This window comes from Nostoc piscinale CENA21, assembly GCF_001298445.1.
GTDB lineage: Bacteria > Cyanobacteriota > Cyanobacteriia > Cyanobacteriales > Nostocaceae > Nostoc_B > Nostoc_B piscinale_A.
On the sequence record NZ_CP012036.1, the window covers coordinates 3,887,571 to 3,905,878 of the forward strand.

At 40.4% G+C, this 18,308-nt stretch carries 19 protein-coding genes and 3 pseudogenes; 14 read left to right on the forward strand and 8 right to left on the reverse strand.

The annotated features are described in order from the left end of the window. Positions 1 to 247: 247 nt before the first annotated feature. From ACX27_RS30980 to ACX27_RS16850, 3 genes and pseudogenes are all read left to right on the forward strand, one after another. Positions 248 to 544 (forward strand): annotated as a pseudogene (locus ACX27_RS30980) (tyrosine-type recombinase/integrase); the annotation flags it as partial. A 40-nt stretch (positions 545 to 584) separates the two neighbouring features. Further along, the gene (locus ACX27_RS16845; protein WP_062294554.1) at positions 585 to 1,199 is read left to right on the forward strand and encodes a hypothetical protein; all 615 of its coding nucleotides are present in this window, start codon (positions 585 to 587) and stop codon (positions 1,197 to 1,199) included. Positions 1,200 to 1,220: 21 nt separating this feature from the next. Further along, positions 1,221 to 1,700, forward strand: a pseudogene (locus ACX27_RS16850) (hypothetical protein). Positions 1,701 to 1,715: 15 nt separating this feature from the next. On the opposite strand, the gene ACX27_RS34915 reads toward ACX27_RS16850, so the two are convergent. Continuing rightward, on the reverse strand, positions 1,716 to 1,847 hold the full coding sequence (locus ACX27_RS34915; protein WP_256364344.1) for a hypothetical protein: 132 nt from the start codon (positions 1,845 to 1,847) through the stop codon (positions 1,716 to 1,718). Positions 1,848 to 1,958: 111 nt separating this feature from the next. On the opposite strand from ACX27_RS34915, the gene ACX27_RS16860 reads away from it, so the two are divergent. Beyond that, positions 1,959 to 2,165 (forward strand): hypothetical protein, encoded by a 207-nt coding sequence (locus tag ACX27_RS16860; protein WP_083468759.1) that lies wholly within the window; start codon positions 1,959 to 1,961, stop codon positions 2,163 to 2,165. Positions 2,166 to 2,287: 122 nt separating this feature from the next. On the opposite strand, the gene ACX27_RS32470 is transcribed toward ACX27_RS16860, so the two are convergent. Further along, positions 2,288 to 2,452: a hypothetical protein gene (locus ACX27_RS32470; RefSeq protein ID WP_158507394.1), complete on the reverse strand. Its 165-nt coding sequence runs from the start codon at positions 2,450 to 2,452 to the stop codon at positions 2,288 to 2,290. 7 nt (positions 2,453 to 2,459) lie between these two features. Then, complete coding sequence (locus ACX27_RS16865) at positions 2,460 to 3,401, reverse strand: calcium-binding protein (protein ID WP_062294558.1); 942 nt, start codon at positions 3,399 to 3,401, stop codon at positions 2,460 to 2,462. A gap of 390 nt (positions 3,402 to 3,791) precedes the next feature. Between ACX27_RS16865 and ACX27_RS16870 the strand changes: the two genes are divergently transcribed. The 7 genes and pseudogenes from ACX27_RS16870 to ACX27_RS16890 all read left to right on the forward strand — a co-directional run bounded on the left by ACX27_RS16870 (position 3,792) and on the right by ACX27_RS16890 (position 11,499). Then, complete coding sequence (locus ACX27_RS16870; RefSeq protein WP_062294560.1) at positions 3,792 to 6,620, forward strand: two-partner secretion domain-containing protein; 2,829 nt, start codon at positions 3,792 to 3,794, stop codon at positions 6,618 to 6,620. A 420-nt stretch (positions 6,621 to 7,040) separates the two neighbouring features. After that, positions 7,041 to 7,253, forward strand: coding sequence for a lysozyme inhibitor LprI family protein (locus tag ACX27_RS35340; RefSeq protein ID WP_335337701.1), 213 nt, complete (start codon positions 7,041 to 7,043; stop codon positions 7,251 to 7,253). A gap of 16 nt (positions 7,254 to 7,269) precedes the next feature. Then, entirely contained in the window at positions 7,270 to 7,464 is a 195-nt protein-coding gene (locus ACX27_RS35345; RefSeq protein WP_335337702.1) for a lysozyme inhibitor LprI family protein, read from the forward strand. Positions 7,465 to 7,895: 431 nt separating this feature from the next. Further along, a pseudogene (gene hemC / locus ACX27_RS16880) lies at positions 7,896 to 8,868 on the forward strand (hydroxymethylbilane synthase). Positions 8,869 to 9,013: 145 nt separating this feature from the next. Further along, on the forward strand, positions 9,014 to 9,343 hold the full coding sequence (locus ACX27_RS34660) for a glycogen/starch synthase (RefSeq protein WP_250635672.1): 330 nt from the start codon (positions 9,014 to 9,016) through the stop codon (positions 9,341 to 9,343). Then, positions 9,267 to 10,436: a glycogen synthase GlgA gene (gene glgA, locus ACX27_RS16885; protein WP_250635673.1), complete on the forward strand. Its 1,170-nt coding sequence runs from the start codon at positions 9,267 to 9,269 to the stop codon at positions 10,434 to 10,436. The genes ACX27_RS34660 and glgA overlap by 77 nt, the downstream gene beginning before the upstream one ends. Positions 10,437 to 10,521: 85 nt before the next feature. After that, complete coding sequence (locus ACX27_RS16890; RefSeq protein ID WP_062294562.1) at positions 10,522 to 11,499, forward strand: DUF4351 domain-containing protein; 978 nt, start codon at positions 10,522 to 10,524, stop codon at positions 11,497 to 11,499. Between the two features lie 14 nt (positions 11,500 to 11,513). Here the strand turns inward: ACX27_RS16890 and ACX27_RS16895 are convergent, their stop codons facing one another. Together ACX27_RS16895 and ACX27_RS32890 are read right to left on the reverse strand one after the other, a co-directional pair. Further along, the gene (locus ACX27_RS16895) at positions 11,514 to 12,113 is read right to left on the reverse strand and encodes a hypothetical protein (RefSeq protein WP_062294564.1); all 600 of its coding nucleotides are present in this window, start codon (positions 12,111 to 12,113) and stop codon (positions 11,514 to 11,516) included. 232 nt (positions 12,114 to 12,345) lie between these two features. Continuing rightward, entirely contained in the window at positions 12,346 to 12,567 is a 222-nt protein-coding gene (locus ACX27_RS32890; protein ID WP_200929813.1) for a hypothetical protein, read from the reverse strand. 28 nt (positions 12,568 to 12,595) lie between these two features. Between ACX27_RS32890 and ACX27_RS31780 the strand changes: the two genes are divergently transcribed. Further along, positions 12,596 to 12,703: an element excision factor XisH family protein gene (locus ACX27_RS31780; protein WP_144427476.1), complete on the forward strand. Its 108-nt coding sequence runs from the start codon at positions 12,596 to 12,598 to the stop codon at positions 12,701 to 12,703. 2 nt (positions 12,704 to 12,705) lie between these two features. Here the strand turns inward: ACX27_RS31780 and ACX27_RS16905 are convergent, their stop codons facing one another. From ACX27_RS16905 to ACX27_RS16915, 3 genes are all read right to left on the reverse strand, one after another. Beyond that, complete coding sequence (locus ACX27_RS16905; protein ID WP_200929975.1) at positions 12,706 to 13,128, reverse strand: DinB family protein; 423 nt, start codon at positions 13,126 to 13,128, stop codon at positions 12,706 to 12,708. Between the two features lie 327 nt (positions 13,129 to 13,455). Further along, a complete protein-coding gene (gene wecB, locus ACX27_RS16910; RefSeq protein WP_062294568.1) occupies positions 13,456 to 14,571 on the reverse strand; it encodes a non-hydrolyzing UDP-N-acetylglucosamine 2-epimerase in 1,116 nt (371 codons plus the stop codon). 179 nt (positions 14,572 to 14,750) lie between these two features. Then, positions 14,751 to 15,125: a hypothetical protein gene (locus tag ACX27_RS16915; RefSeq protein WP_062298392.1), complete on the reverse strand. Its 375-nt coding sequence runs from the start codon at positions 15,123 to 15,125 to the stop codon at positions 14,751 to 14,753. A gap of 716 nt (positions 15,126 to 15,841) precedes the next feature. On the opposite strand from ACX27_RS16915, the gene ACX27_RS16920 reads away from it, so the two are divergent. Together ACX27_RS16920 and ACX27_RS16925 are read left to right on the forward strand one after the other, a co-directional pair. Continuing rightward, positions 15,842 to 17,113 (forward strand): type IV pilus twitching motility protein PilT, encoded by a 1,272-nt coding sequence (locus tag ACX27_RS16920; RefSeq protein ID WP_062294571.1) that lies wholly within the window; start codon positions 15,842 to 15,844, stop codon positions 17,111 to 17,113. Between the two features lie 68 nt (positions 17,114 to 17,181). Continuing rightward, a complete protein-coding gene (locus ACX27_RS16925) occupies positions 17,182 to 17,943 on the forward strand; it encodes a circadian clock KaiB family protein (RefSeq protein WP_062294573.1) in 762 nt (253 codons plus the stop codon). The last annotated feature ends 365 nt before the right edge of the window (positions 17,944 to 18,308 follow it).

Sequence of the window (18,308 nt, forward strand, 5' to 3'; positions counted from 1 at the left end):
CCCAGATTACACATAACTGAGGGAAGATGATAAAACTGCCATCTCAAAACTCTTTCAGAGCTTACATTTCAAGTTGTAAGTAAGAAATTGGTAATATCACATTGCTAAGAACAAGGGTTTGAGGTACTTGAACACCGGAGTATGACGATCGCTCCTCTTTTAAATACTGAGTTTAAAGTATAATATTATATTAACTAATTAAAGTATTTCTAAGTAAATTTTAATCGGAGTTTTTGTCGGATAAAAGATAAGGGTATCACATCACGCCTCATACAAGGGCGAACGCTTGAGTTATCACGGAATATATTTCGCCGTAGAAAAAATTGGGGAACTAGCTCTTATTGGAGATTTGCACCCGCACTCCTTTCGGCACACCTACGCGACGGAGTTGTTGTTACTGGGCGTTGACCCCAGCCATACGCGAAAACTGACTGGGCATCAAAGCGAGAAAGCATTCCGGCGCTATACTCTGCGTAGTGAACAAGAAGCGGCGATCTCTGCTTACTATCGTGCAATTGGTGAAGAGCCAGAGGAGGATTCATAAGCAAAAATGAAAGAGCAACGAACTAGTTATCTTTGAAATCATGAGTCGTCCAAGAATTATTCAACCAGGACAGAGTTATACATTTAGTAAGTATTTTGACTTGCCATTTTCTCCAGAAGATATACTGGCTGAATTGGGTTGCGGTTATGAACGTGAGCGTTTGCAATTACCAAGAACAGAATCTTTAGATAAGCAGACCCAGCAATTGCAGCAGCTAATTGAACGCAATCTTCGGCGAGTCAAGCTACTAAGTGAAGATGCACGTAAACAAGCAATTATTGCACCAATATTACTAGAGGTATGTGAAATAGCGCAAACCCAGTTGAATATCGAGTATGCAATTAATGTGAGTGATCAACTAAAAGGCAACCTAGATTATTACATTGATAAAGGTAAAGGCTTGTTAGTGATAGAGGCAAAACAAGCTGATTTAAGCAGAGGGTTTACACAATTAGCAGTAGAATTGATAGCTTTGTCAGAGTGGATAAATTTAGATAAATCGGTTCTTTATGGAGCAGTAACCACTGGGGAAGATTGGCGTTTTGCTAGATATAATCGTCAAGAAAAACAGATAACAGAAGATTTGAAGTTATATAGAGTACCGGAAGAATTACCAGAATTAATAGAAATTTTGGTGGGGATATTAAGTAACTAAAGGTGATGAAAAAATAAGTAGATGCCCAAGCCACTTGACCCCAAATGCCAATTATGTGCCTAGCTACCGACAGCTAAGGCAAGAGTATTGCATGGGCCCAAAGGTGATGGCTGCTGGAATCCGAAGGTGTGTCACAATCGCCGTTCCTTCTACCGAAACCGCAACAAAGATGATTCTGGGCAGATTGAAGCGATCGCCGTTGAGCCACCCGCAACATATTTCGCTGTGTTGTACTTGTATAAAGAAACAGGGGATAAACCCTTGCACGCTTTAGGTGCAGAGTTATGGTTGGGGCAAAAACCTATCTGCCGTCTAGAGCCGATTCACTGCTTTGGGCTAACGGCTGGCAAGATACGTGCTTATACAAACCAGGTGTTGCAAGCATTTGCCAAACAATATGGCATTTCGTTGTATCAATATAAGGATATGTTTGAAATTAGCCCGACTCAAATCTTGCACCTGGAAATTTCAATGTCAAAACCAGAACTACGTGCAAGGTGAGCAAGGCGTTTAATATTAAGTAAAATAAGATATCGCTTCTAGGTTATCTTTTTGGTACTGCGTCGGCATCAGTTCTTTGAGGGTATACACTAAATCTTGGGTGTGGGCAAGCATTTTCTTAGTGCTTTGTTTAATCAGATATTTCACGCTTTTTCTCTCATGTTTTGAAAGACAGATGCAATTATATCTATGTCTTTTGTCAAGCAGTCTCTGCATTCAGTCATCTCGCATCCTCTGCATTAATCGCCATGTTCCGCTTTGATTAATGCAAAAAGCTGGCGTAAGGCTGAAAGTAATGCTTCGGAGTTTGGGGATTGGGCAGGGGCTATATCAGGTAAGCTTGGTCAACGAACAGATTCAGGGTTTGAAATAGTGGATGCCGGAATTCAGATTTTCCAGAAGAAGGCGAAGGAGCCTAAACCAGAAGAAGGCGTTGCTGTAGCTGAAGCCGGCGCAGCTTCATAGGCGTGTCTCAAGCATTCATGAGCAAATTTCAACCTCTGCAAATGTCTCATTGCAGAGGTTGAAACATTTTTAATTGTAGATTCAACGTATTCCTAAATAAGTGGAATGATTTTTACTTCTACTTAGATAAAAGTAGAGGTTAATTGAGCAGCAGTTACATTGAGTATTGTGGCTAAGATTTCACCATTTGCATAAATGGACACACCATTACGAGTTTTAGCCAAGGATAAATCGCTGACATTCAAAGAGCCTAACTTAAGTTTGTCTTCAGCAGGATTGAAATCCATAATTAAGTCATTTCCTTGTTTTAAACCAAGGAAAAAAAGTATCCCGACCCAAATCACCAAAAAGAATATCCTGTGCGTTATCTCCTACACCATTAAGAAAATCGTTACCAGCGTCTCCTCTTAATTGGTCTACTCCGCCCCCTCCAAATAAAATATCGTCACCCTTACCACCAAAGATGAGGTCAGATCCCGTACCACCAATTAGTATATCTTTACCATCATCTCCATAAATTTTGTTTGTGCCAGCATTACCATAAATTCTATCGTCACCAGAGCCTCCTCTAAGGATACTGCCGTTTGTGCCGCTACTGATGACATCATCTCCAGCACCAGCATTTACTTCTTTTACTCCTTTTAAAATAACTATAGTGTCATTATTTGCTGTGCCATTAAGCTGTTTACTAATAGTATTAGTGAAAATATCACTGATAAAAGATGTTAATTGTGTCTCAGCACGACCTACTGCCAAAATAGAATTACCTTTCAAATTCCAAGCCATTCGATTTAGTAATTCTTTACTATTACTAATAGTATTATTTTCTAATTTATTGGGAATTTGTAAGACTCCACTGATAGCTATGTCAAAATTTTGATTATCTGAAAGAGAAAGAAATTTAATTCCTCCATTATAACTAAATCCTAAATTAATACCTGTCTCTGCTACTGTAAATTTCCCAAACCCTTGCCCTTGAGAAATAATATTATATTGATTTAAATCTTTTATTGAAGATGGATCTAACTGGCTTAAGTTATTTGTATTAGCAACTATTGAATTTAAAAATATTATTTCACAACTTCCAGAAACATCTAGAGAATCTCTATCGTTTTTTGTTATATTAAACTGTGCTGTGTCAAAAGAAAAAATTATAATTGAGTCTAAACTAGTTCCTAAATATGTTCTGTAATCTGCTGCATCAAAATTACCTATTAAAGGAAGTACAATTTTCATTTTTCAGGAGTTATTTTTAATAGTTATACTAAATTAGCTTGAACAAATTAACTTTCCTAGAGTATTACCACGGAATTAAATATAGGTGCTAATCTAGAGAAGTTTCATTACCGAATTAAGTGTTTAAATTGTCTTTATATTTAGCTTATTTAAAGCATTTGACTAGATAAAATACTTGACTTGGCAGAATGCTGATGGCCAAACAAAAATTTGCTCAAAGGTTCAGTATCAATGAGTTAATTTCTGCTTGCAGAAGGGAATACTAATCAAGTCTCTCTGTGTTGTGTCGCGTTGATCGCTCAATAGTGCTTACTTGTTGGGATATTTACCAAGACATCTCCTGCGCTTTTTAACACAGTGGGTTTTTCATTTTTATCTCGGTACTGCCCAATGAAAAAAAAGCAAATGCCTTCAGTACATACGCGTTCTCTCTTCATTTTTCTGGTATTTTTGGTTTGTTTTGAAGTCAAAGGTGTTTCTGCTCAATCGCTTACGCCAGCTATGGATGGCACAGGAACAAGCGTTACTCCACATCAGGGACAGCCTAACCAACTAGATATTTCGGGAGGTACTCTCTCAGGTACTAACTTGTTTCACAGCTTTCAGCAATTTGGGTTAAAGCAGGGACAAACTGCCAATTTTTTGTCTAATCCCGGAATTGTCAACATTCTAGGTCGTGTGGTGGGCAGCAATGCCTCAATGATTAACGGGTTGATTCAAGTGACAGGTGGTAACTCTAATCTCTACCTGATGAATCCAGCCGGGATTATATTTGGTGCAAATGCAAGTTTGAATGTGCCAGCTGCCTTTACTGCAACGACTGCAAACGCAATTGGATTTGGCAATGGTTGGTTCAATGCCAATGGAGCGAATGACTATGCCACTCTCATCGGTAATCCACATAGCTTTGCTTTTGCTACTAATCAGTCAGGGACACTGCTGAATACAGGCACCCTAGCAGTAGGACAAGGGCAGAGCCTGACGCTATTAGGTGGCACGGTAATCAATACCGGGACAGTAATGGCTCCTGGCGGTAGTATCAAAATTATGGCAGTGCCTGGGGAAAAACTCGTGCGATTAACACCAACAGGTAGTCTTTTGAGTGTAGACTTGCCACTTGAGACAAAATCTGCAATTAATAGCACATCATTCTCGCCCCTTTCATTACCAGCATTATTAACCGGCCCAAGCGTGACAGAAGCTAGGGGTGTGAAAGTAGAGTATGGAGTAGTACATTTAATTGGAACGCCCACTGTGGTGGCTACAACGGCAGGAGCCGCCACTATTGCCGGGACAGTAAATGTGGATGCAGGAATAATTGGAAATGGTGGTCAAGTCAAGATAGATGGGCAGCAGACAACTATAACTGGCAAGATTACTGCACAGGGCGGATTGCAAGCAGGTAATGGGGGATGGGTCGAAACTTCTGGGCAAGCTCTAGCAATTGCCCCCGTTGCTCAGGTTAGTACGCGTGCGCCGAAAGGAGAAATAGGTACTTGGCTGCTTGACCCGATAAATTTAGATGTGATAGCAACGACCGGGACGAACAGTACAGCAGATTCCACGATTACTGCCAGCACGGTGGTAACAGCCTTAGATGTTACCAACGTGAATTTGCAAGCAACAAACAGTATTACGGTGAGTGCGCCGATTAACTCTAGTACCAATATCAACCCTGGTAACTTGACTTTGACAGCTCCGACTGTCAACCTGAACCAACCAATTATCCTTCAAGGAACTTCAATTCTCAATGGCACGGCTAACACAGTGAATGTGGGAACAAATGGCACAGTGCAGAATGGTGTAGATGTGTCCTCTGCTGGAGGTAAGGTCAACCTAGCTGCTGCCACCTATACGCCGACACAGCAAATCCTCATTGACAAAAATCTCACCATAAACGGAGCAGCTACAGGCACGACGACAGTTAGTGGTGCAGATGGTGTAGGAGTGATAGCGGTGAATACGGGAGCAGAGGTGATGCTGGAGCGTTTAACTATCCGCAATGGCACAGCATTCAATGGTGGTGGTATTTACAATGCTGGTACGTTAACAGTAAACAACAGTACTCTCAGCGGCAACTCGGCAACCTTTAATGGTGGCGGGATTTACAACGATTCTGTTGGGAATCTAACAGTTAATAACACTACGATTAACGGGAACTCAGCAGCTTTCGACGGTGGCGGGATATATAACCACTCTAGTGGAACTCTGACCGTGAGCAACAGTACTATTAGTAACAACTCGGCCACCTTCGATGGTGGTGGCATCCACAACAATTCTGGTAGCACCTTAACACTGAACAACAGTACTATTAGTGGCAATTCAGTAAGCTTTTTCAATGGCGGTGGTATCTACAATGAGGGTACGCTGAGTGTAAGTAACAGCCTAATTGCTGGGAATACTTCTCCGATTGGACGAGAAATTTACACCGCTGCCATTACTGGCACTTTCACCTCTAACCACAATCTATTTGGCTATTCTGGCGACAGCGGTGTGAATGGAGACAGTCCCAGTGTCACTGACATTGTACCCAATGTGGCACTTAACCAAATTCTTACTCCCCTTGGCGATTATGGTGGTATTACCCAAACCCATGCTCTCGTGCCAGGTAGCCCTGCTATTAACTCAGGGATCAAGATTATAGGTATCGCCACAGACCAAAGAGGAATTCTCCGTTCTATAGGAGGCACCTCAGATATTGGTGCTTTTGAGTCTGCTGGTTACAGTCTTACCGCAGTTTCTGGTTCAGAACAACTAGCTACAGTTAATCATCCGTTTGCCACTAATCTCAAAGTGCGATTCACAGAAAATGGGTTTAGCAAACCCATTGCTGGCATTAGAATTAGCTTTTCTGCTCCCACCTCTGGGGCTTCTGCTATCTTTGGCGAGAGTAGCCTAATAACTGACAATAATGGTGAATTATTCGTGCCTGTGACAGCAAACGGTATAGTTGGTAGATATATTATCAATGCTGCTGTAGAAAATTCGACTTCTGCTAATTTCAGCTTGGCTAATACTTCAGTAATTGATGACCCGATTCGGCTGATTCAAGATTTAGAAGGTAATACACATACCTTCAAAGAAGAAGCACTAGAAAACACAACTCCTGTATTGTGTTTCGCTAGTTCTCAAACAAATCAATCTCAGGAAAACCATCAAAAATTCCAAAATATCTCTCAGGGTGTCTCTGAATGTTTGCCTGGGTCAGGTAACAAATAACGGAAGTAAACTTCGACAAGATTTTCAAATAAAAAGGTTAATCAGCTTTTTAATCGAAGATAAGAACAGGGAGCAACAATATGATTTTGAACATCAAATGTCTACATTTGCAAACTTGAAGCTTTAACTACCTTCACTTTGTGTCTTTGGGATAGCCACCATTGAGTAAGGAAGTTATGCAGTATTGGCGGATGAAAGCGTCACTATTGAAGAATTTGTTCCAGTAAACAGATTTTTTCTGGAATTAATTTTCTTACTTGCACCATATTTTATAAGTAAATATATACAATTTTCGCACCATGATTATTGTAATTGTGTTGGATTTTACCAAAAATATTTCTGTTTAGTTCCTAAAACACCAGTAATTATGAGCTATAGTGAACTTCTCGCTGTTTTTAATACTGAGAGGTAAGTCATACTATGCGTTATTTATCACTTTATTTTTTCGGTATCTTAACGGTTATCAGTTTTAGTGGTAATACTGTGTCCCAGGCAAATACACAAACCCAACCGACAAAAACATATTTAGCACAAAAACCCAACTGTAATGACCCGCAAACTCAATTAGATATTAATATCTGCTCACAGTTGTCATATCAAAATGCTGATAAAAAAATTGAACCAAGTTTATAAACAACTGTTACCAAAATTGTCAAAGACTAGACAGCAAAAATTAATTGCTGCACAGTTAGCTTGGATTAAGTTTCGTGACGCTAGTTGTGAGTTTGAAAGAAGCGCATACGAAGGGGGAAGTATTGCACCTGCGATTTATGCTGGCTGCTTAGAAGAAGCCACAAAACAGCGGACTCAACAATTACGCGAGTATCTTCAACATGATGGTTGATAACTATTAGGCTTATGCTTGAACAAAGGAGGCAAGGTAGACAAGGAAGATAGGGGAGACAAGGTAGACAAGGTAGACAAGGGAGAGAGAAATTTGTTAATTGCTATAGAAGCAGAAGCTATAAGAAAAAAGTAAGCTAATCGTCATTTAAATTGCACTATGTTTAATGGTAAATAAAGCTCCAAACCCTCTCCCTTGCTCCCTGCCCCCCTGCGGTTTCCATGTGCAGAATAAATGTTTAACAGCTTATTTTATGAAGCAGTTTTGTGCTGGGATGCTTAACTTAAACGAGTAACAGTTGTTTTGTTAAAAAATGTAAATGAAATTCAAGCTAAAATTGCGTTTAATTAAGCGATTGCAATGCGGGAAGTCACTCACTGCGGTAGTCTAGATGAATGTGAATGTATCGCCTGGTTTGACATAACGTTATTATGACTTCAGTTGTTTCCAGTGCAACCCGCACGATTCGTATTGGTTCTCGTAAAAGTCAACTTGCTCTAGTTCAAACATACTGGGTAAGAGAGCAACTACAAAAAAAGTTTCCCAGATATCAATTTTGAAGTCCACACCATGTCTACCCAAGGCGACAAAATCCTGGATGTAGCGTTGGCGAAGATTGGCGATAAAGGACTATTTACAAAAGAACTAGAAGTGGGAATGATCAACAAAGAAATTGACTTTGCGGTTCATTCCCTCAAGGATCTGCCGACTAATTTACCAGAAGGCTTGACCCTAGCGGCAATTACCGAACGGGAAAACCCCGCAGATGCTTTAGTTGTGCATGAAAAGTACAAAGACAAGCAAATTGACACTTTGCCAGAGGGTGCAGTGATTGGCACATCCTCATTGCGACGTTTAGCACAGTTACGCAATCGCTTTCCCCACTTTACCTTTAAAGATGTGCGCGGTAACTTGAATACCCGCTTGGCAAAACTCGATGCTGGCGAATACGATGCCCTGATTTTAGCAGCTGCTGGGTTACAACGTTTGGGTATGGGCGATCGCGTTCATCAAATTATCCCCAAAGAAATTTCTCTGCACGCTGTCGGACAAGGTGCATTAGGGATAGAATGCCGCGCTGATGACCAAGATTTGATATCTTTACTCAAGGCCATTGAACATCCCGAAACCCGCGATCGTTGTTTAGCAGAAAGAGCATTCTTACGTGACTTGGAAGGTGGTTGTCAAGTACCCATCGGTGTAAATACAGAAATTGTTGATGGTAATTTAACATTAACAGGTGTAGTTGCCAGTGTAAATGGTCAACAACTTGTTAAAGATACCGTCACAGGGTTAGCCAGCAACGCCGAAGCATTGGGGACAGAATTAGCCAACCGCCTGCGGGAACAAGGCGCGCAAGAAATTCTTGAGCAAATCTTTGCTGAAATCCAACGCGGTTCTTAGGATACTGGCAAACAGATGTGGTTAGATAAGAATTGAGTTTCAAGGATGAAGTGTAAAGGATCAAGATTCGTTGATTAAACTGCCTTTATACTTCAGACTTCAGACTTGTGAAAATATAGGCAGAACCGGGGAAACAACAAAGACCATGCGGATTCTATTCGTTGCAGCAGAAGCAGCTCCCGTTGCGAAAGTAGGAGGAATGGGTGATGTTGTGGGAGCATTACCTAAAGTCTTGAGAGAAATGGGGCATGATGTCCGCATATTCTTGCCTTACTACGGGTTTTTACCAGACAAAATGGAAATCCCCAAAGACCCGATTTGGTGGGGATACGCCATGTTTCAAGACTTTGCAGTTTATGAAAGTGTGCTGCCCGGTACTGATGTGCCTTTGTATTTATTTGGACATCCTGTATTTAATCCCCGCCGCATTTATTCGGGAGAAGACGAAGATTGGCGATTCACTTTTTTTTGCTAATGGTGCGGCTGAGTTCTGCTGGAATTACTGGAAGCCAGACATTATCCACTGTCACGACTGGCATACAGGCATGATACCCGTGTGGATGCACCAATCGCCAGATATCACCACGGTGTTTACAATACATAACCTGGCTTATCAAGGGCCGTGGCGTTGGTATCTAGAGAAAATTACTTGGTGTCCCTGGTATATGCAAGGACACAACACAATGGCAGCAGCAGTACAATTTGCTGACAGGGTAAATACCGTTTCCCCAACTTATGCCGAACAAATCAAAACACCAGCTTATGGTGAAACCATCGAAGGTTTGCTGTCATTCATCAGTGGGAAGTTATCAGGAATTGTCAATGGTATAGATACTGATGTTTACAACCCAGCCGATGATAAATATATTGCACAGACATTCACTCCTGACACGATAGATCAGCGTAAGAAAAATAAAGTGGCATTACAAGAAGAAATGGGGTTAGAGGTCAACTCTCAAGCCTTTTTAATCGGGATGGTGAGCCGATTAGTCGAGCAGAAAGGCTTGGATTTGGTCATTCAAATTTTAGACCGCTTCATGGCTTATACAGATGCCCAATTTGTGTTGTTAGGGACAGGCGATCGCTATTATGAAACTCAAATGTGGCAATTAGCATCCCGCTACCCCGGACGTATGGCAACTTACCTGTTATATAACGATGCCCTTTCCCGCCGGATTTATGCTGGTACTGATGCCTTTTTAATGCCCAGCCGTTTTGAACCCTGCGGTATCAGCCAAATGATGGCAATGCGCTATGGTTCTGTTCCCATTGTCCGCCGCACTGGGGGATTAGTTGACACCGTATCCCACCACGACCCCATCAACGAAGCGGGTACAGGTTATTGCTTCGACCGCTACGAACCATTGGATCTGTTTACCTGTATGATTCGCGCTTGGGAAGGTTTTCGTTACAAACCCCAGTGGAAGGAACTGCAAAAACGCGGCATGAATCAAGACTTTAGCTGGTATCGCTCTGCCAAGCAGTACGATCAGCTGTATCGTTCCATGTATGGTTTACCAGACCCAGAGGAACAAGCACCACAGCCAGAGTTAGTTTTGAATCAGTAGTTTTAAACGCAAAGTCACGCAGAGGTTAACGCAGAGGAAGACAAAGTTTTGTTTTTCATCTGCGTTTAGTTATTCTCCAAATACAATGACCGAGGAACTCCAAAGAGCCGATAATGATTCGCCGTGGAAAGAAATATTAGAAGCATACTTTCCCCAAGCGATGCAATTTTTCTTCCCCCAAACAGCCGCACTCCTTAATTGGGAACGTCCCCACGAATTTCTCGACAAGGAATTTCAACAAATCGCCCGCGAAGCCGAACTTGGAAGAAGATACGCAGATAAATTAGTCAAAGTTTGGCAAATTGACGGGGAAGAAGTTTGGCTGTTAATTCATGTCGAAATTCAGGCGAAACCAGAAGATAACTTCGCTGAAAGGATGTTTTTGTACAACCTGCGAATTTTTGATAAATTTGCCAAACCAGCCATCAGCCTAGCTATTTTATGTGATGCTGATTCCACTTGGAGACCGAATCAATACAGTTACAATTATCCTGATTGCAGTTTGGTTTTTCAATTCGGCACTGTCAAATTACTGGATTATCAAAATCACTGGACAGAATTAGAAACCAGCGATAACCCTTTTGCAACAGTTGTCATGGCGCATTTAAAAACGCAGCAAACCAGCAAACAGCCAGGAGAACGGAAAAATTGGAAATTCAGCTTAATTCGGCGACTATATGAACAAGGGTTAGCAGAAAGAGATATTCGTAACCTCTATCGTTTTATCGATTGGGTTATGATTTTACCAAAAGCATTAGAAGCAGAATTTTGGCAAGACTTTAAGTTATTCGAGCAGGAGCTTACTATGCCTTACATAACTACAGGCGAGCGCATTGGCTACGAGCGAGGCAAGGAAGAAGGAAAACAAGAAGGCAAACAAGAACAAACACAAGCACTTATTTTAAGACAACTACAAAGAAGGGTAGGCAATTTACCCGACGAAGTTCGTCAACAAGTTCAAAATCTTTCTTTAGAACAATTGGAAGCACTGAGTGAGGCTTTATTGGATTTTAGTGCGATCGCTGATTTACTCAACTGGTTACAAGCAAATCAAACAGCATAGTTTAAGTTTTGTAACTAATAGAAGTAAAAAATAATTCTCACTTCTTTTGGTGAACCTAAAAGTAATAATTCTCCAAAAAAATAATTAATAAATTCAGAACCAACAAACTCTCTATAACTTTCTACCCAACTGACTTGTACAATATCCGATTTAGGAAGATAATTCGAGTTTAGAGCATAGCAGTGCGCGTTTTCTGGCCATTGTTCGTGAGGAAATGGTTGATTACTAGAAAACAAATTCGCGTACTGTGGTTCAACCAAGCCGTAGAATGTAATAGGTTGTTCCCAATCAAAATTGATCAGTTCTTGAACCAAAAGCCAAGACGCATTCCAACAATCATCATCTTCAATATAAGTTTGTAATAAAGGTGAAAGGTCTTTTGGCAGACCTCGTGGTCGAGAAATCGGTCTGACATCTGCACCATATTGCAAAAATCTTTCTCGGCGCACACCTGCTAGAACAGTAAAAAACTCATAATGTCTGCCGATATCTATTATTTTTAGAGGTGATAACTCTACGGTAAACTGTTTTAGACCCCGACCTTTTGGTTTTAGTACTGCTGACCATTGTCCATCTTGTAAGTATTCTGCCAATAATCTGATATCAGTACCCATAATTTATGTAGGGCTTGCTGAAAAAATAATAAGAAGCTAGATAAGTTAAAATGGCTCAAAACAGTCATATGTTCTCTGACGAATTATTTTGCCATCCTCAAATTCAATAAATTGAGCAAAATAGGCTTTCATCTGTCCCCCGGATGGAATCTGTCCAATTGGAACTGCTATTTTCGCTGTCCATATTGTTTCTAAAATTACTGTATTGCCTAGAACATAGGATTTTTGGATATCATATTTTTGGCTGATTATAATTTTTTTTTCCTCTTAATGAAGCTTCTTTTAAATCATCTAAATTTCTTCTAGCTCCATTAGGTATTAAGCGATTAGGATACTCTATTTGCTCAACTGATTCCGAATAATAAATAGCCAGTTCATCCGCTACTTTTCCCTCTTCTATAGCCTGAAGGTAATTTTTGGCAATTGTTAAAATATCTTGTTGTTTAGTTGTCATATTTGTTCGTATTAATTATTACAAGTTTATGACCATTACAATTGAGATTAAATATTTCCTTAATTCATCAGAGGTAAGAAAATTTCATATAGCTCTTGGTCAAACTCTAACCTATCGGACAGTGCTGAAAGTATAGGTTTAAATCGTATCTTTTACAAAGTTATACATAGCAAGAAAATCTGTAATTCCATAATCTCGACCAAGCTGGGAGAAAAGCGTCGTCACTTGACCACGGTGGTGGGTTTGGTGATTAAAAAAATGAGTCAATCCAAACCATAGAGAATGCTTTAGCTCAATCTCGCGGGTAGAATTAAAATACTGCAAGTTCGCTAAAAGCATCTCTGGTTCAAGTTCCCCCAGCCATTTTTCTATTACTTGATCTGTTTCCATTCGCTCATGATGTAGCTCTATAAAGTCAGCATAAAGTATTTGTCCCAAAGACTGTAACTCAAACACAAGCTTCGCATTCTGCAAAGCCTTAAATGTATAGCCAGTTCCCGTAGCAAACCTTCCCAGCCACACTCGATCGGTTAGAAGAAGATGATTCAGCGTTCCATGAATTGATTTAAAAAAATGTTCCTAGATCGCGCTGTCTTTCTTCTTGTGAAAGCGAGGCTGTAAGCTCATAAATGTGATTGTTGACCCATGAATTGTATTGTGCCATCAAGCGGAACTGACTAAGGTGAATCGAGTTTGACATTGTTAATAATCCTCTTTGTGAAGGAAAATATCTACTCTACCAAGCACCCTACAGATAATACCAATTTAAAATTTCAAAGTCATAATTTGATTTCTAGTTGGTGCATAGTTTGCCTATAGTTTGCCTGTGCGCGAGACAAAATAATATGGGGAGTTGCATATTTGAACCATGCAACCCCTTAATTCTGCTCAACCCACTCCTAAATAATTCTCGGCAATTTGCAAAATTCGCTCGGCTGCATGACCATCACCGAAAGGGTTAATAGCATTAGCCATTGCATTATATGCAGCAGGATTACTCAGCAACTCAGCCGCCGCCGCCAAAATACTCGCGCTTTCAGTTCCCACTAACTTAGCTGTACCCGCCGTTACTGCTTCAGGACGTTCTGTTGTTTCTCGCAAAACTAATACTGGTTTACCTAAACTGGGTGCTTCTTCTTGCAAACCACCAGAATCAGTTAATAAAAAATGCGATCGCCCAATTGCCCCCACTAATTCGGCATAATCTAAAGGTTCGGTCAAAAATACTCGCGGATGTTGCCCTAATAATGCTTGCAATGGTTCCCTAACTGTCGGGTTGCGGTGAAGAGGTAACACCAAAGCAGTATCAGGAAACTTATCTAATATTTGCAGAAAACCTTGAGCGATCGCTTGTAATGGTTCTCCCCAATTTTCCCGGCGGTGAACTGTTGATAGCAACACGCGATATTCATTCCAGTTCAACCCCGGAACATTACAAGCTGGTTGACTCGCCGCCACATTCAACAGTGCATCAATCACAGTATTCCCCGTCAAGTGAATTTCGCCCAACACCCCAGAACGTTGTAAATTCTCCACCGCCAAATTTGTTGGTGCAAAATGCAGTTGGGTAATTTGGGAAATTAACCGTCGATTCGCTTCCTCTGGATAAGGATTGTAAATATTATCTGTTCTTAACCCTGCTTCAACATGACCCACAGGAATTTTTTGATAAAAAGCTGCTAAAGCTGCGGCAAAAGCTGTGGTTGTATCTCCTTGGACGATAACCAAATCTGGTTTACTTTTTTGAAATAACTCTTCTAGTCCGCGCAAGCTGCGGCAAGTAATATCACTTAAAGATTGTTTCGGCTGCATAATCTCTAAGTCATCATCGGCTTTCAGGTTAAACAGTTGCATCACTTGCTCAACCATTTCACGGTGCTGTCCAGTTAAAATTACTTGCAACTCAAATTCAGGAGATTGCTGGAAAACCTGAATCACAGGCGCTAGTTTAATCGCCTCTGGGCGTGTACCTAGGATAATGCCAACTCGCTTTTTATTTGTCATTTGTCATTTGTTATTAGTCATTTGTCAATAGTAAATACTCAATCGCCATAAATGACAAATGATAAACGACCAAGAACAAAGGACAAATGACCAAGGACAAATGACTAATAATAAATAAACATGAAAAAACCCGGCTGAACCGGGCAGATGTACTGTTTGTCGTGTTTAACGCAATAGTTTTATTTGATTTCACAAGTTAAAGGGCAAGCTGCATATACAGAGGTTTTTTGTAATTCTTCAGTCTCTCCATGCAACCAGCTTAACCATTTGATATCACTAGGATGTACACCTTTGAGGGTGAGAACACCAGCTGCGATCGCCACTGCCAAAATATTGAACAAAATTAACCCACCGCCTACTAGTAAAACAGCACTAACAGGCATGACAGATTGTAAAACAATCGACAACAGACATCCGACCGTAGCCATCAAAACAACTAATGGAAAACCGACAACTAACAAACATACTGCCAATGTGAAAGTCCATATCAAGAAGCTTTTAATCATCATTAAGGAGTAGGTCTTTCCGAGATTAGAGCCTTGAGCCGAAACCATGACTTTTCCTCCTAAGTACACAGCAATAAATGTAATTTCAGTTAGATACCGCTGTTGGCGAATCAACTGATTGTTTCAGTGAATTCCAGTATATAAAGAGGAATAGGAAAAATGAGCATTTAGTAACTTAACTTTACAGTTAAGTTTTTCTAATTATGAATGTAAAGTTCCGTTGATTTCTTGGTACAGGACTGGTTTCTGCCATCTATCTCAAGGAGTAGAAGCTGGTTCTTAACAGCCTCATCAGAATGTTTTCCACCCCTCAAATTGATCCCCTTAATATTTCTTATAAAAACTGGGTATGTCTCTCATAATTCACTAATTTGTCTGAAAAAAATACCTGCTGCTGATTTGGCTTTTAGCTGCTAGTCAATTGCCGGAATTTTGCCGAAAAATTTCTCATCTAATGGTGAGATGTTTTCATCTTTTATTAAATGTATTATAAATTACTTTAATTTATAAGCGTTATTACTGAAGGATATATAAGGTTACAGTGTGCTAAACAAGTTTATATGGACTTCAGGATTTTTTACCCTAATGGAGAGATTTGCACATTATCTAAAAAAATATACTAACAGGCAAATTAAATGTAACGAAATGTTGCGCTAAAGTTCTCAACTAAGGAACAGCAACAAACCTGCTGTCTGCCGTCCTTAGAACCACCAAGACAGATTTTTTGCAGATTCAAGTTCATAACTCCCTAATTTTGAAGATATATGACAGAAACACAGAACTCTGCCAATTCCCATCCTGCTGCTCCTCGGAATGTGCCGCCTATGCCGCCGCCACCACCATCATTAACGACACAACGGCAGCATACACAAACATTAGATATGTCTGCTCATCGGAATACAACTCAACCTGCACCACCGCCACCAGTTGCAGGTAATCGTCCCACAAGTCCACCAGCCGCAGCAAAAAATCCTTCTGGGTTAACTTTGGGAGCAATTATTAAAGAAGCTTTTGATAATGGTTATTCAGATATTCACTTGGGTGTAGGTGAAGTTCCCCGCTACCGCAACCGTGGCGAAATTAGCCCCACAGAATATCCCGAAACAGATCATGAAAGTTTCATGAGTTGGTTACGGGAAGTGATGACAGAAAGAGAAATTCAGCAATTTGAAGAAAACCTAGAATTTGATGGTGCAACTCAATATGAATTTGCTCGTGTGCGGATTAATGTTTTTGGCTCATTGAAAGGCCATGCAATGGTACTGCGGTTGATTCCCCTGAAAATTTTATCGATGGAACAGTTGCGCTTACCACCAGTTTTTCGAGATATCTGCCACTCCCATAAAGGCTTAATCTTAGTGACTGGGCCGACTGGTTCTGGGAAATCAACCACAATGGCGGCGATGATTGACTATATTAATCGGGAAATGGCCAAGCACATCATCACCATCGAAGACCCGGTAGAATTTGTTCACCAAAGCCGCAAGTCATTGGTAAAACAACGGGAAGTGGGGATGCACACTCGCAAGTTTGATAATGCTTTAAAAGCAGCCTTGCGGGAAGATCCAGATTTGATTCTGGTGGGGGAAATGCGGGATAAAGAAACAGTCAACACCGCCTTAAAAGCTGCCCAAACAGGTCACTTGGTAATGGGAACACTGCACACCAACAGTGCGGTAAAAACCATTGAACGGATTTTGAATTTATACTCTGGTGAAGAACAAGATGCAATGCGGGTAGCCCTGGCAGAATCTTTGGTAGCAGTCATCGCTCAAGGATTGTGTCGAACGACTGATGGTAAACGAGCTGCATTCCACGATATCTTAATTAACACTGAGGCGGTTAAAGAATGGGTCAAAGACGGTAAATATGATGAAATTACCGAATTGATGAAACAAGCCAGTTTCGACGGCATGATTACAATGAATCAGTCGCTGCTCAATCTTTATCAAGAAGGTCGCATTACTGAAGAAACAGCTTTAGAAATGTCACCAACTCCTAACGAAATGGCTCAGTTTCTCCGAGGACGAGTTTAATTACAGTAAAGGTAAAAAGTTATCGCCTCGACTTTTTACCTCCAAGTTCCCCAACCCCTGTAACTAGCTTGACTACACCTAAACTCTTTTTACCTAAAGTTTTTAAAGGCATTGCCTTATTTACACCTGGAGGCGATTTAATTTACTGCATCGACCCCAATAAACAAGGTCGATGGCATTTGCATTTGTGCGCTGCTTTACAAGAAATTCTCGATTTAACGGAACCGCCACATTTTTTAGTTCCTTGTTATACTGCCACAGTTGACCACTGGTTAGATCCCCATACGCAACAAATTCGGACTTTTGCCGAGGCTTATCCGGCAGTACTACAACATCAAGCTTTACTGAATGCAATTTTTCATACGGGTGATTTAATCTGGCAAGCTGCACCTTGGCAAGATGGTTTGTGCGATCGCATGGTGTTAGCTACTTATCGTTCCACTTTTCCCCAACTTTGGGAAGACCACGATTTAATTGTGAACTTAGACTTATCAGAAAAAGCTCCCAAATACTATCCACCAGTCAGAACCACACAAAACATCCAACAAAAAAACCAATGTTACGTTTTGCGTTTATTTATTGCTGGTCATAGCGCCAATACCGAACGGATACTGCACAATTTACACGAATTGTTAGAGCGATCGCTAGGATATCCCTACACTTTAAAAGTGATTGATGTTCTAACTCATCCAGAACAAGCAGAAATTGACCAAGTGTCTGCAACTCCTACACTGGTTAAAGTTTGGCCGCAACCAATTCGACGCATCGTCGGCGATTTAGATAACGCCGAGAAAATTTTCCAAATGTTAGGTGCAGCAGAAAAGCTATAAAAAATTTATCAGATTTGGTATTAAGGTTAACAAAAAAAGAAGCAATTAGTTTTAGTAAAAATCCTTTAAAAATTACAGCAGATTTCCAGTGAGTCAAGTACATAATTTAGTTCTCAAAGCTAGATAGAAAGCCTAGTCTTATACTGAATTCTGACTTCTGCTGGAAGCTTAATTAAAAATTAAGCTTTTAAACTTAAAAAAAATTTGTATGTTTGTTTATAATTTGGGATTTTTTTGGGAAAAATGCTGGCTGTGCTGTTAGTAAAACCATACATTCTACCTTAAGTAAGAATTAGCTTCATTTTTTATAGTTTAATTACATGCTGTCTTGACAGGTATCAGATTTTCATGCTTTATAATTAATC

Coding starts and splice junctions, on each gene's coding strand:
- ACX27_RS16845 (WP_062294554.1), top strand. CDS start 585: ATGAGTCGTCCAAGAATTATTCAACCAGGACAGAGTTATACATTTAGT.
- ACX27_RS32470 (WP_158507394.1), bottom strand. CDS start 2,452: ATGGATTTCAATCCTGCTGAAGACAAACTTAAGTTAGGCTCTTTGAAT.
- ACX27_RS16865 (WP_062294558.1), bottom strand. CDS start 3,401: ATGAAAATTGTACTTCCTTTAATAGGTAATTTTGATGCAGCAGATTAC.
- ACX27_RS16870 (WP_062294560.1), top strand. CDS start 3,792: ATGAAAAAAAAGCAAATGCCTTCAGTACATACGCGTTCTCTCTTCATT.
- ACX27_RS35340 (WP_335337701.1), top strand. CDS start 7,041: ATGCGTTATTTATCACTTTATTTTTTCGGTATCTTAACGGTTATCAGT.
- ACX27_RS34660 (WP_250635672.1), top strand. CDS start 9,014: ATGCGGATTCTATTCGTTGCAGCAGAAGCAGCTCCCGTTGCGAAAGTA.
- ACX27_RS16890 (WP_062294562.1), top strand. CDS start 10,522: ATGACCGAGGAACTCCAAAGAGCCGATAATGATTCGCCGTGGAAAGAA.
- ACX27_RS16895 (WP_062294564.1), bottom strand. CDS start 12,113: ATGGGTACTGATATCAGATTATTGGCAGAATACTTACAAGATGGACAA.
- ACX27_RS32890 (WP_200929813.1), bottom strand. CDS start 12,567: ATGACAACTAAACAACAAGATATTTTAACAATTGCCAAAAATTACCTT.
- ACX27_RS31780 (WP_144427476.1), top strand. CDS start 12,596: ATGACCATTACAATTGAGATTAAATATTTCCTTAATTCATCAGAGGTA.
- wecB (WP_062294568.1), bottom strand. CDS start 14,571: ATGACAAATAAAAAGCGAGTTGGCATTATCCTAGGTACACGCCCAGAG.
- ACX27_RS16915 (WP_062298392.1), bottom strand. CDS start 15,125: ATGGTTTCGGCTCAAGGCTCTAATCTCGGAAAGACCTACTCCTTAATG.
- ACX27_RS16920 (WP_062294571.1), top strand. CDS start 15,842: ATGACAGAAACACAGAACTCTGCCAATTCCCATCCTGCTGCTCCTCGG.